This is a genomic window from Sodalis ligni, assembly GCF_016865525.2.
GTDB lineage: Bacteria > Pseudomonadota > Gammaproteobacteria > Enterobacterales > Enterobacteriaceae > Acerihabitans > Acerihabitans ligni.
Genome location: NZ_CP075169.1, coordinates 2,223,577 through 2,235,537, shown reverse-complemented (window position 1 = coordinate 2,235,537; position 11,961 = coordinate 2,223,577). Strand labels below are relative to the sequence as shown.

Annotated in this window: 8 protein-coding genes and 1 pseudogene; 3 read left to right on the top strand and 6 right to left on the bottom strand. The window is 57.8% G+C overall.

What is annotated here, in order from left to right; all coding sequences use genetic code 11:
- Positions 1-2: 2 nt before the first annotated feature.
- The 3 genes and pseudogenes from GTU79_RS10500 to GTU79_RS10485 all read left to right on the top strand — a co-directional run bounded on the left by GTU79_RS10500 (position 3) and on the right by GTU79_RS10485 (position 5,089).
- Positions 3-1,010 (top strand): annotated as a pseudogene (locus GTU79_RS10500) (dipeptidase).
- Positions 1,011-1,164: 154 nt separating this feature from the next.
- On the top strand, positions 1,165-2,829 hold the full coding sequence (locus tag GTU79_RS10490; protein ID WP_203521971.1) for a hydantoinase B/oxoprolinase family protein: 1,665 nt from the start codon (positions 1,165-1,167) through the stop codon (positions 2,827-2,829).
- A 157-nt stretch (positions 2,830-2,986) separates the two neighbouring features.
- The gene (locus GTU79_RS10485) at positions 2,987-5,089 is read left to right on the top strand and encodes a hydantoinase/oxoprolinase family protein (RefSeq protein ID WP_203521972.1); all 2,103 of its coding nucleotides are present in this window, start codon (positions 2,987-2,989) and stop codon (positions 5,087-5,089) included.
- A 56-nt stretch (positions 5,090-5,145) separates the two neighbouring features.
- Here GTU79_RS10485 and GTU79_RS10480 read toward each other — a convergent pair whose 3' ends face one another.
- From GTU79_RS10480 to GTU79_RS10455, 6 genes are all read right to left on the bottom strand, one after another.
- Complete coding sequence (locus GTU79_RS10480; RefSeq protein WP_275956926.1) at positions 5,146-6,258, bottom strand: porin; 1,113 nt, start codon at positions 6,256-6,258, stop codon at positions 5,146-5,148.
- A gap of 152 nt (positions 6,259-6,410) precedes the next feature.
- Entirely contained in the window at positions 6,411-7,790 is a 1,380-nt protein-coding gene (locus GTU79_RS10475; protein ID WP_214513897.1) for an MmgE/PrpD family protein, read from the bottom strand.
- A 1-nt stretch (position 7,791) separates the two neighbouring features.
- Positions 7,792-8,781, bottom strand: a complete 990-nt coding sequence (locus GTU79_RS10470) for a Bug family tripartite tricarboxylate transporter substrate binding protein (protein WP_165934135.1) — start codon at positions 8,779-8,781, stop codon at positions 7,792-7,794.
- Positions 8,782-8,839: 58 nt separating this feature from the next.
- A complete protein-coding gene (locus tag GTU79_RS10465; RefSeq protein ID WP_214513896.1) occupies positions 8,840-10,351 on the bottom strand; it encodes a tripartite tricarboxylate transporter permease in 1,512 nt (503 codons plus the stop codon).
- A 23-nt stretch (positions 10,352-10,374) separates the two neighbouring features.
- On the bottom strand, positions 10,375-10,899 hold the full coding sequence (locus GTU79_RS10460; RefSeq protein ID WP_165934136.1) for a tripartite tricarboxylate transporter TctB family protein: 525 nt from the start codon (positions 10,897-10,899) through the stop codon (positions 10,375-10,377).
- 269 nt (positions 10,900-11,168) lie between these two features.
- Entirely contained in the window at positions 11,169-11,951 is a 783-nt protein-coding gene (locus GTU79_RS10455) for an IclR family transcriptional regulator (protein WP_203521975.1), read from the bottom strand.
- Positions 11,952-11,961 lie beyond the last annotated feature (10 nt).

Genomic DNA, 11,961 nt, shown 5'->3' with positions numbered 1-11,961 from the left:
CCATGTCTTCTCACACAACATCCTCGCGCCCGCTGGTTATCGACGGCCTGAATTGCGCCGGCCTGACCCGCGAACAGCTTATTCGTACCCGCGAGGGGGGCGTATCCGCCATCAACCTGACCGCCATCCATCCCGATGCAACGCTTGCCGATGCGCTGGTCCAGCTGGAGGAAGCCCGCGGCATTATCGAGGCCATGCCCGATGTCGCCACGGTGGTGACCAGCGTCGCCGAGATACAACAGGCCCACGACGAGCATCGGGTGGGCGTGATAATCGGCGCGCAGAATACGCTGATGGCCGAGCCGGACGTGCGCATCCTGGCCTCGTTCAAACAGTTGGGCATGCGGATCATCCAGCCCACCTACAACGAAAAAAACCGGTTCGGCTACGGCGCGCCCTTTGTGGGGGATAGCGACCAAGGCATGACGGACGATGCCTATGACTGGCTGGGGGAGATGGAAGAACTACGCCTGCTGGTGGATCTTTCCCATTGCGGGCACCGCACCAGCGCCGATTTCGTCAAGGCGGCAAAACGCCCTCTGGTGATAAGCCACGGCAATGCTTACGCCCTATGTCCCAGCCCGCGCAACAAACCTGATAGCTTGATCCGGGCGGTGGCCGAAAACGGCGGCCTGGTGGGCGCCGTGTCATGGTCCCCCATTGTCCGTTGGGATAAGCGCCCTCCCCTGAACGATCTGGTGGCCCACATCGCGTAGATGGTGAAGATAGGCGGTATCGTCCATGTGGCGTTCGCCAGCGATCTGCCGGAAGCCAATGGGGAAACCGAGGAAGAGTGGGAAGCCCGCTGGGGTAAAAACGGCCTGTATCCCAATATTACCGGCTCTCTGGGACCCTGGTATCGGTTCGGCACCCATGTGACGGAGGGATACGAGTCCATGGCGAAAACCCCGGCGGTTTGGGATGCCATGAGCAAACAGGGTTTCCATGAAGGGGAAATCGAAAAAATCATGTCCGGCAACTGGCTGCGGGTACTCAAAGAGGTCTGGTAACGCGCGTTTCCCCAGTGTCCGGCCGCCTGTTCCGCGGCAAAAGACATGCCTGTCCCATTATGACATTCCCACCATGCATCACGGGGGCGGAATCGAATTCGCCATCGCCGCGGCAACCGTTTTGCCTGGAGAATGATAAGGATCGCAAACTAAAATGAATATTGAAATCGATGTGGTCTCCACCGCGCCTGAAGAAGATGCCTTCGGCCTGCAAATCCAATGGGACCGCCTGATTGCCATGATGGACGAGGTGGACGCCATTTTGCTGCGGACCGCCTTTTCCACCATTGTCAGTGAATCCCGTGATTACGCGGTGATTTTATTGGACAGTCAGGCGCGCTCCATCGCCCAATCCCAGATATGCGTGCCCGCGTTCACCTGCTCGTTGCCGTCGGCCACCCGTTCGATGCTGGACATCTTTCCGCCGGAGACCTTGCAGGAAGGGGATATCCTCATCACCAACGATCCCTGGCTTTGCCATGGCCATCTGCCGGATTTTTATATTGTCATGCCGATTTTCCATCGGGGCGGCATCGTCGGCTTTATCGCTTCCGCCGCGCATATTTCCGATATCGGCGGCAGCCATGACGAATTAAAAGCGCGGGATCTGTATGAAGAGGGGCTGCAAATCCCCCCCAGTAAACTCTATGAAGCCGGCGCGCCCAACGTGCAGCTGATTCGCATCATTGAAGCGAACGTGCGCTATCCCAAGCTGGTGCTGGGGGACGTCGGGGCCATTGTCGGCGCGGCGCGCATCGGCGCCGAACGCTATAACGCCATGCTGGAGGAGTACGGCAGGGAGAAAATGGATGCGGTGGCGGATTTCATTTTGCGCCGCTCCGCCAACGCGATGCGCGATGCCATCGCCGCCATCCCCGACGGCGAATACCTCGGCAAGGCGCTGTGCGACGGGGTCACCAGCCCGACGAACATTGTGCTCAAGATTACCGTCGCCGGCGATACCCTGCATCTGGATTATACCGGCACCAGTCCGCAGAACCCGGACACCGCCGTCAACGTGGTGATGAATGCCACCCATGCCCACTCGCTGCTGGCGCTGAAATGCAGCCTCTGTCCGGAATTGCCCAATAACGAGGGCCTGTTCGTCCCCATCACCAGCTATGCGCCGCCGGGCTCTATTCTTAATGCCCAGCGTCCCGCCGCGGTGCAGGCCCGGTCGCGCACCAGTTTCCATACCCATACCGCCATTTACAACGCCCTGGCCAAGGTCATCCCGAACGCCGTGCAGGCCACCAGCGGTTCTTTCTGGTTTATCCGCTTTATGTGCCAGGACGATGAAGGGGCGCCGTTCGTGGTGCATATGCTGCCCAACGGCGGCGAAGGCGCGTCCATTGGCATGGACGGGCATTCCACCATCGCCTTTCCCGGCTGCTCGATGGTAACGCCGATGGAAATCATCGAAGCCAACGGCCCGGTATTGATCCGCGAGCGCGCTTACCATCCGGATTCCGGCGGTCCCGGCAAATATCGCGGCGGCCTGGGCTCCATTATGCGCATCGAAACCAAATCCGATAAGCCGGTGCATGTCGCCGTGCGGCCCGACCATACCCGCTATCCCTCGGACGGATTGCTGCAAGGACATCCGGGGGGATTAGGCGCGGTGCTCCTTGACGGCCGGCCTATCGAGCCGGACCCCTTCGCCCTGCAGCCCGGCCAGATGCTGACCCTGCACCTGCCCGGCGGCGGCGGCATCGGCAATCCTCTTGAGCGCGACCGCGCCCTGGTGGAAACCGACATCGAGCTGGGTCTGGTGAGCCGTCGGGCCGCCGGCGACATATATGGTTACGCCGGAAAATAATCCGGTCTCCGTTAATGGTTATGAGGATATACCCTAAATAATTCGAGTTGCAGGAAGGCGGCGACGCAGCGATAAATCTGTCTGGAACAGATTTGAACAGCGACTGCAACTTGAAGTATGACGGGTATACCATTCGTATTAGATAATATGGGACAACATGATGACAGCCAAATATCGCCTCGGTTTTGATATCGGCGGCACCTTTACCGATTTCGTCCTGACCAACGAAACCACCGGAGAAATGTTACTGGAGAAGTGCCTGACCACCCCGGACGACCCGGCGCGGGGCGTCAACAAGGGTCTTGATTGGCTGTTCAGGAAAAGCGGCCTCGACGGCGCATCCGTTGAAGTGGCCATTCACGCCACGACCCTTATCACCAACGCCCTGATTGAGCGGCGCGGCCTGAAAACCGCCCTGGTGGCCACCAAAGGCTTTCGCGATACCCTGGAGATGGGCAGCGAAGTCCGCTATGACCTGTATGATCTGTTTATGGTTAAACCCGCGCCGCTTATCCCGCGGAATCTGCGCTTCGAAATAGACGAGCGCATCACCAGCGACGGAGAGGTTCTCACTCCGGTGGATGAAGCGCAGGTAGTGGCCCTGGCCCGGCAGTTGGCCGCCCTGGAGGTCCGTTCGGTGGCCATTGCCTTTATGCACGCCTACCGTAATCCCGCCCATGAACGGCAGGCGGCCGCCATACTGGCGCGGGAACTGCCGGGTATCGCCATCAGCACGTCTTCGTCCGTGGCGCCGGAAATCCGCGAATACGAACGCACCAGCACCACCGCGGCCAACGCCTATGCCAAACCCATTACCGCCAACTATCTGGACCTGGTGTCCCAGACCCTGGCCGACGTCGGTTATCGCAACAAGCTCTATATGATGCTGTCCGCCGGCGGGGTGACCGGCGTGGACGTCGCCAAGGAATACCCCATCCGCATGCTGGAATCCGGGCCGGCGGCCGGGGTGCTGGCGGCGATTTTCTACGCCAGGCAGATGGGCATCCCGAGCCTGGTGACCTTCGATATGGGCGGGACCACCGCCAAGGTGGGATTGGTCAAGGACTACGAAGCGGCCAAGTCGGGCACCTTCGAATTCGGCCGCGTGGCCCGGTTCAAGAAAGGCAGCGGCCTGCCGGTGAAAATGCCGATTATCGAACTGATTGAAATCGGCGCCGGCGGCGGCAGCATCGCCGCCATGGATAAAATGGGCCTGCTTAAAGTGGGACCGCGCAGCGCCAGCGCCCAGCCCGGGCCCGCCTGTTACGGGCAGGGCGGCCGGTTGCCCACGGTGACCGACAGTAACCTGGTGCTGGGTTATCTTAATCCCGGCTATTTCCTCGGCGGCGCCATGACGCTGGATGAGCAGGCCGCCAGGAGCGCCATAAAGGAAAATATCGCCGATCCCCTGGCTATCTCCGTGGAGAAAGCCGCCGCCGGCATTTATGAAATTGTTAACCAAAGCATGATATCCGCGATGAAAGTGCACATTGCCGAACGGGGGGACGACCCGAGAAAGTTCTATCTGTTTGCCTTCGGCGGCGCCGGTCCGGCTCACGCCTACGAGTTGGCGCGCTCGGCGGGCATGAAAGGCATTATCGTGCCGAACGGCGCGGGCGCAGCATCGGCCATGGGACTGGTGACCTCCGGCATCTCCTTTGATTATGCGCGCTCGCTGGTGGTAGAGGTAAACGGGCAAACCTGGCCGCATATCGCCGCCTTGTTCGAGGAAATGGTAACGGAAGGCACGGCGCTGCTGGCCGGGGTCAAGCTGAGTGCGCAACCCGAGGAGATAAAAGTCCAGTATCAGCTGGATTTGCGTCACAAGGGCCAAGGCCATGAGATGACCTTGGATATCCCGGAGGAATTGGTAAAGGCTGGGGATTACCGTGGCATTTGCGAGCTGTTTTATACCACCCATCGGGAAAAGTTCGGCCATGAACACCGGCACCTGGCGGTGCAGTTGATCACTTGCCGCGCTACGGTGAGCGGCCATGATCCCGATATTCGCCTGCCCAAACTGCATGCCCCCCGGAATACGCAAAGAGAGAAAGGCGCGCGCCGGGTCTATTTCCCGGAACTGAAGGACTTTATCCAGACGCCCATCTACGATCGCTACGCGCTGGGGGCAGGCTTGTCGTTCGACGGCCCGGCAATTATCGAGGAGCGGGAATGTACGATTGTCGTCGGCCCTTCCGGTCGGGTGAGAGTGGATGAATTCGGCACTATTTTCATCGATATCGTCTCATCGAAAGCATAATCATCATTGGCCTCTGCCTCTATAGTCGCTGCAACAGCGACTATAGAGAATAGATGTCAGAACTGATACACCAGGGCAACAGCTACGGTGTCGCCCGAGGAATAGCCCAGCGGGTTGTCTTTATTGAGCACATTGATGATGTAGTCAACATAGGTGGAGAGGTTTTTGTTGAAGAAGTACGTCGCGCCGAGTTCATAATATTTGAACAGGTCGGCATCGCCGATGCCTTCCACATCTTTCGCTTTGGACTGGCCGTAAGCAATGGACGGACGCAGACCCCAATCGAACTGGTACTGGGCCACAATCAGGGTATCCTGGGTTTTGTTGGCGAAACCGGATAGGTTATCGCCGGCGGCGTTGGTTTGCAGATTATTCGACAACCAGGTTGCATTGTGGGTTTCAGCATAGGTAGCCGCCAGATAGATGTTGTTGGCATCGTATTTCAGCGAGGTCGACCACACCTCCGCCCGGTCGCCCCGGCCGTAATCACTGGCATTCTGGGCATCGGTGCGATCGGATGACGCATACGCCCCTACGATACCCACGCCAATAGGTGAAACGTACGAGATTGAACCGCCGTAGCCATCGCCATTGGAGCGTTTCGGGTCGTCGGAACGGTCATTTTTGCCTTGATATTGCACCGCAAAGTCAACGCCTTTAACCAAGCCGAAGAAATCGGTGTTGCGATAGGTGGCCAGACCGGTGGAGCGGGCGGCCATGAAGTTATCGGTATAGGCGGTATCGCCGCCGAACTCCGGCAACATATCGGTCCAGCCAAGAGAGTCGTATACCACGCCCCAGTTACGGCCGTAATCCACAGAACCGTAATTGGCGAATTTCAACCCGGCGAAGCCCACGCGGGTATGGTCGCCGTCAACGTGATCCGGGCCGCTTTCGGTATCATTGCCGGCGAACTCGTAAATCCACTGGCCGTAGCCGGTGAGTTGGTCGTTAATCTTGGTTTCGCCCTTGAAGCCGGTGCGGACATAGGTTTGATCGCCATCGCCGGCAAAACCGCCGTCGCTGGCGCTGGAGAAGTAGTGCATGGCGTCGATTTTGCCATACAGATCCAATTTGTTGCCGTCTTTATTATAGATTTCCGCCCCATAAGCTGCACCCGCGGTTAACAGAGCCGGAATGAACATTGCAAGAATATTGCGCTTCATCATTATAATTGCCCTCAACTGTTTTATGTATACATCTACCCCTGCCGAATACGTGTCGGATTAATATTTCACTTATGCCATTGGCACCCATACCGGCATAACAATGCCGGTTGGACGTTTATCCCGCGAATGCGGCAAATATTATTTCGAAAACCTTATTTCAACTTGCCGGTCATTTTTTGCATAATCTGGTTGATGTCCTTTACCCCTTCCAGGGTCCAGCATTGTTCAACCAATGCCAGCGCACTCGCCGGGTCCATCAGGCTGCCCGCCGCCGTGGCAAGTTTGTCCGTCAAGTCCTGATCAAGCAGCGGTGCGTCCGGCGTTCCCCGGTTACGCTGCACTTCATAATCGGAACTCGTGCCGTCGGCCCAGTGAATGACCAGCTTGCAGCCGCGCTTATCCATGGTGGGCTCTGAGACGATACGCACCAGGGAACGCAAATGGGTGATAAAAGGATCCCGCAGCGTGGCATCGTCGAAATCTCCCAATCCCAGGCCATGATGCGCCAGGGCCACCGCCACGCAATGGGGGGTGCTGAAACGGGCTTCCGGCCCGGTGGCCGGATGCACCAGCGCCGTCACCGCGGAGGAGAAAGGATGCAGGTGCAGTTCAATGCCGACAATGTCCCCTTTGGTCGCCAGATCTTTCGACGCCGCAATTCCCGCCTCAATGGGCGCATGGGTCAGCGACGCCGTGGGATACAGCTTGTGGCCGTTATTCGGCAACTGCCACTGGCTGTTAAGCCCCGCCACCAGCATCTCGTTGTCGGGGTCTTTGCTCACCGCCTGCAGCAATCCGCGCTGGCCTTCGATAGCGGTATCCGTGGAGGTGAATCCCGCTTCGGCCAAAAGCGCCGACATGACGCCGTCCATCGCCGCTTTTGCCGGGTGCAGCGCTTTGGAATCGCTGCCGTAGATTTCGCGCACGCCGGCGGCCTGGGTGGCGCTGCAGCCCAGGGCATGGGTGGCGGCTTCCGGTGAGAGCTTAAGGGCGTTGGCCGCCGCCGCCGCCGCCGCAACGTGGCCCATGGTGCCGGTTACATGCCAGGCGCTTTGATAATGGCTCGGTCCCGCCGCCTTCGCCACCCGCGCGCCGGTTTCAAAACCGGCGACATAGGCGGTGATCATGTCCTGGCCGCTCAGCCCGCGCAGTTGCGCGATGGCCACCACCGCCGGCCAGACGCCTGAGCTCAGGTGAATGGTGGTTTCGATGGGATTGAACACATCGTCATAGTCCAGCAAATGAGAGGCATAGGCATTGCACAGCGCGGCATAAGGCGCATTGGCGGTCAATAACGTACCAATAATATTCGCCGGTCCGCCCTGCCCAAGGGCCGAGATGACTTTCTGGAGCTTGCGCGCTCCCGGCTCTCCCGCGCCGGCAATTGCCGCGGCGCTCCAATCCACAAAGGCGCGTTTGGCATAATGAATGACTTCCGGCGGCAGAGCGGAAAAGCTGAGCGAAGCCGCAAATATACCCAGTTGACGCGTTTTGGTGACTGGCCGCGATACTTCAGTCATATCAACAGACATATCATTTATTCCCCTTGAGCAGCTTGATCAATTGTTGAATGTCCTGGCTGTATTGGTCTAACGTCTTGTTTAAATCATCGCCGGTCACAAACAGCGTCCTATCGCCTTCCTCTTGCATGTACTTATCCCAGTCGGGGGTCTTCACCAGTTTGGCGAAGATATCCCGGTAATAGGCCACGGTTTCCGGTTTCATGTTTGCCGGTCCCGCGATACCGCGAAATTGCAATTGATCGGGAATGCCCTGGGTGGGAATGCCCTGCTCGGCCAATGTCGGCACGTCCGGATACTGCTTGCTGCGCGCGTCGCCCAATACGCCGATCAGGCGCATCTGGCCCGCCGCCACCTGTTCGGAGAAATCGGTTTGCGCGCCGATCATGATCTGCGCGTCGCCCCGCAGCAAGGCGGTGATACGCGGACCGCCGTCGGCAAAGGAGAGATATTTCCAGCTGGTGCCGGTATTCTTCTCAATCTGCAGCGCGGCGAGGTTGTCCACGGATTGGTAGGCTCCCCCCACCTGTACCAGTTGGCCGGGGTTTTGTTTGGCCCCATCAAGGAATTCCTTGAAGGTGTGATAGGGTGAATTGGCCGGCACCGCCACGATTTGCTGCTCATCCGCCAGCAGGGCGATAACGGTCAAATCCTTGACGGTGGTGGTAGCGTTAGGTTCGGTATAACCGCTGGAAATCCATTTTGAGGTAAAGGCCGCAATGAAGTTGGGCTGCCCTTTCTTTTCCCCCATGAAATTCATGGCCCCTAATCCGCCGCCCTGCGGCCGCGACAGCACCGGCCAATTGTCATCCATAATTTTGTTTTGACGGGCTATCTTCACTATATTACGGGCGAACAAATCACTGCCGCCGCCGGGGCCGGTATCTACCACAAACTGCACATTGCTGGGTTTAGCCGCATCATTATCATCATTACACGCCGCCAGGGTGGTCATCAGTAAACCCGCAACGGCAAGATAGGCAACTCGACGTAATATCATCATTTTAATTCTCCTGTTATTCAGGCGGCTCTGCGGACGCCCGTTAATACGACCCATTGCTCTAGCGCGGGGACAAGACCTTGCTCCGCTGTTTCATCCGACTGTATACAGAGAACAGCACCACCAGGACGATGGCGCCGAGAATGCCGGCGGATATCGGCCGTTCGACAAAAATCGACAATTTGTTATTGGAAAGCATCAGGGATTGACGGAAAGCGAGCTCCGCTTCGGGGCCCAAGACAAACGCCATCAGCATGGGCGCCGCCGGTACTCCCAATCGCCTGAACAGGTAACCGAAAGCGCTAAAGCCCATCAGGAGCCACACATCAAAGATGGAACCCCTTACGCTATAGGCCCCCCCCACCGCCAGCAGCAGAATGATGGGATAGAGCAACCAGTAGGGAATACGCAGTATCTGCACCCAGACCGGAATCATCGGCAAGTTAAGGACCAACAGTGCGATAGTGCCCAGATAGAGACTGGCGATAACCGGCCAAACGATTTCCGGGTGATTGGTGAACAGCAGCGGTCCGGGCTGAATGCCGTATAACAACAGGGCGGCCAGCATCACAGTGGTGCTGGCGCTGCCCGGCAAACCCAGGCTTAGCAGCGGGATCATGCTGCCGCCGCATTCGGAATTGTTGGCCGCTTCGGGACCCGCCACGCCTTCAATCACGCCGGTGCCGAATTTTTCCGGATGTTTAGAGGTGCTTTTCACCATGGCATAGGACACAAACGAGGCGATGGTGGAGCCGCCGCCGGGCAGCGAGCCGATGAAAAACCCCACCAGGGTGCCGATGGTGATGGCCAGGCGCGACTGTTTAATGTCGGCCCAGGTGGGTAAATATTCCCGCAGGTGTTTGGGCGCCGCCATCGGATTGGCCTTTTCCATGGTTTTGCCGGTATTGATTAATACCTCGCCCACCGCGAACAGACCCAACGTCACGACTAAAAATTCGATGCCGTCATACAAATTCACGCTGCCGAAGGTGAACCGCTGGGCGCCGGAGAATATATCCGCCCCCACCGTGGACACCAGCAGTCCGCAGAACATGGAAATAAGCCCCTTTACCGGGGATTTGCCCGCCAGGGAGATAACCAGCAGCAGGCCGAAAATCATCAGCATGGCGAATTCCGGCGGACCGAACTGTACCGCCAGCCGGGCGGCTACCGGCGCGGCAAAGGTCAAGCCGATCACGCCGATGGTGCTGGCAATGAACCCGGAAATGGCGGACATCCCCATCGCCGCGCCGGCCCGTCCCTGCTTGGCAAGCTCGTGCCCGTCATAGCAAAGCACCACCGACGACGTCTCGGTGGGGATATTCAATAAAATCGCCGTTGTGGCGCCGGCAAATTTCGAACCGTGATATATACCGGCCATCATGATAAGGCCGGTGGTGGGCGGCAGCCGCAACGTCAAGGGCAGCAGAATGGCCAGCGTCGCCGCCGGATTGCCCAAACCCGGCAGGATGCCGATCAGGGTACCCAATAATGCGCCGATCACTATCCACATCAGATTCGTGAAGGATAAGGCCGCCACGAAACCGTCGAGCATGTTATAGAGTAGGGACATGATAGTTCTCTCTTATTATCGCGTCAGATGCCAAGAATTCCGGTATTGAGCAGGCCGGTTGGCAGCTCAATGCTGAGGACCTGGACGAATAGGAGGTAAATTGCTATGGGTACGGCGACCAGAGCGATATACGATGCGACACTGCGCCGTTTTTCCACATAGAGCAGCAGATACGCCATCAGCAATACCCCCGTCAGGACGAACCCGATTGAAGCGAAGAGCGGAACTGCGACCACATATCCGATAAATACAGCCACCGTCTTTTTGGGGAAAAAATGCGGCGCGATTTCTTTAGGGTCCGGTTTGCCGTGGGTTTTGGTTTCGATAGGATTTACCACCCCTATCGCACGGACTTCCGGTATTGAGGGACGCAGGCTTTGCGCCACAAGAATCAATCCCAGTATCAACAAGACAAAGGCGATGATTCTGGGCAGAAAACCCGGACCAGGGACATTGTTCAAATAAAAAGGCATTTGCCAGGCCATTATCAATACGGCAGCCGCCACTATTGCAACCACGCTTCCGAACGCAACATCAGCACGACGCATTCCATACCTCCGTATAACAGACATTATTTCTTTTCTATAGACATCATTGCCGAGATATAAGAGAAATTGAAGCGGGCGTCAAGAATAGTTGCAGGTTAACTTTCCACAATGTGATGGAGGAATCTTTTCCGTTGCCGGAAGGACCAAAATCGGGCCGGAAGGTGTCAAAAATGTTACAAAAAAAAACGGCATCACCGATATGTCATCCAGTCATGCCGTCCCGGGCACAGGGCGATAATCCCGCCTTATGCTGATTCATATAAAATAAATCAAACCGGCAGGTCGCGGAACTGCTGCCGTACCTCCTTCAAAGCCTTGACAATATTGGCCTGCATCTCAGGCACCAGCCTGGTCACGGGCACCGCTACCGCCATGGAGGCCACAGGCCGATTGGCCGCGTTCACCAGGGCGATGGCCACCGAACCCACTCCCTCTTCGCTTTCTTCATAATTGGTGGCGTAACCCAGGCTGCGCACATCGTCCAACGCGCTTTCCAGGGCATCCATGGACTTGATGGAGCTGGAGGTTTGCGGCAGCAGTTTCTTATTAGCGTACAAAGTGCGAACCTGTTCCGGCGTCAGTTCCCCCAGCATCGCTTTGCCCGCCGAGGTGCAGTGGGCATAGAGGATCTGGCCTGTGCGGGCTATCACCCGCAGCGTCCGATCGCTCTCCACCGCGTCGATATAACGCACCTTGTCCCCCTCGAGTGTCACCAGATGGACAGTTTCTCCAAATTTGGCCGCCAGTTTTTCCAGAAACGGACGCGCATGCATCCTGACATCCATTTTTTGCACCACCGCCAGCCCGATCTCAACCAGCATCGGCCCCGGCCGGTACGCCCTGGTATCGTCCTGCCGGACGAACCCCCGATGAATCAGCATCGCCAGCAAACGATGAGCGGTGGAATGGGCCACCCCAAGATAGTTGCAGGCCTCGGTTAGGCGCATACTCTGTTGCTCGCGGAACAGCAGCAACAGGCGAAGCGCATTATCTACCGAAGAGATGGGGTAGCTAGGCTCGCTGCCACCGCTGGAATTTGGACCGTCGCGCACATATCACCCC

Coding starts and splice junctions, on each gene's coding strand:
- GTU79_RS10490 (WP_203521971.1), top strand. CDS start 1,165: ATGAATATTGAAATCGATGTGGTCTCCACCGCGCCTGAAGAAGATGCC.
- GTU79_RS10470 (WP_165934135.1), bottom strand. CDS start 8,781: ATGATGATATTACGTCGAGTTGCCTATCTTGCCGTTGCGGGTTTACTG.
- GTU79_RS10480 (WP_275956926.1), bottom strand. CDS start 6,258: ATGATGAAGCGCAATATTCTTGCAATGTTCATTCCGGCTCTGTTAACC.
- GTU79_RS10475 (WP_214513897.1), bottom strand. CDS start 7,790: ATGTCTGTTGATATGACTGAAGTATCGCGGCCAGTCACCAAAACGCGT.
- GTU79_RS10485 (WP_203521972.1), top strand. CDS start 2,987: ATGATGACAGCCAAATATCGCCTCGGTTTTGATATCGGCGGCACCTTT.
- GTU79_RS10460 (WP_165934136.1), bottom strand. CDS start 10,899: ATGCGTCGTGCTGATGTTGCGTTCGGAAGCGTGGTTGCAATAGTGGCG.
- GTU79_RS10465 (WP_214513896.1), bottom strand. CDS start 10,351: ATGTCCCTACTCTATAACATGCTCGACGGTTTCGTGGCGGCCTTATCC.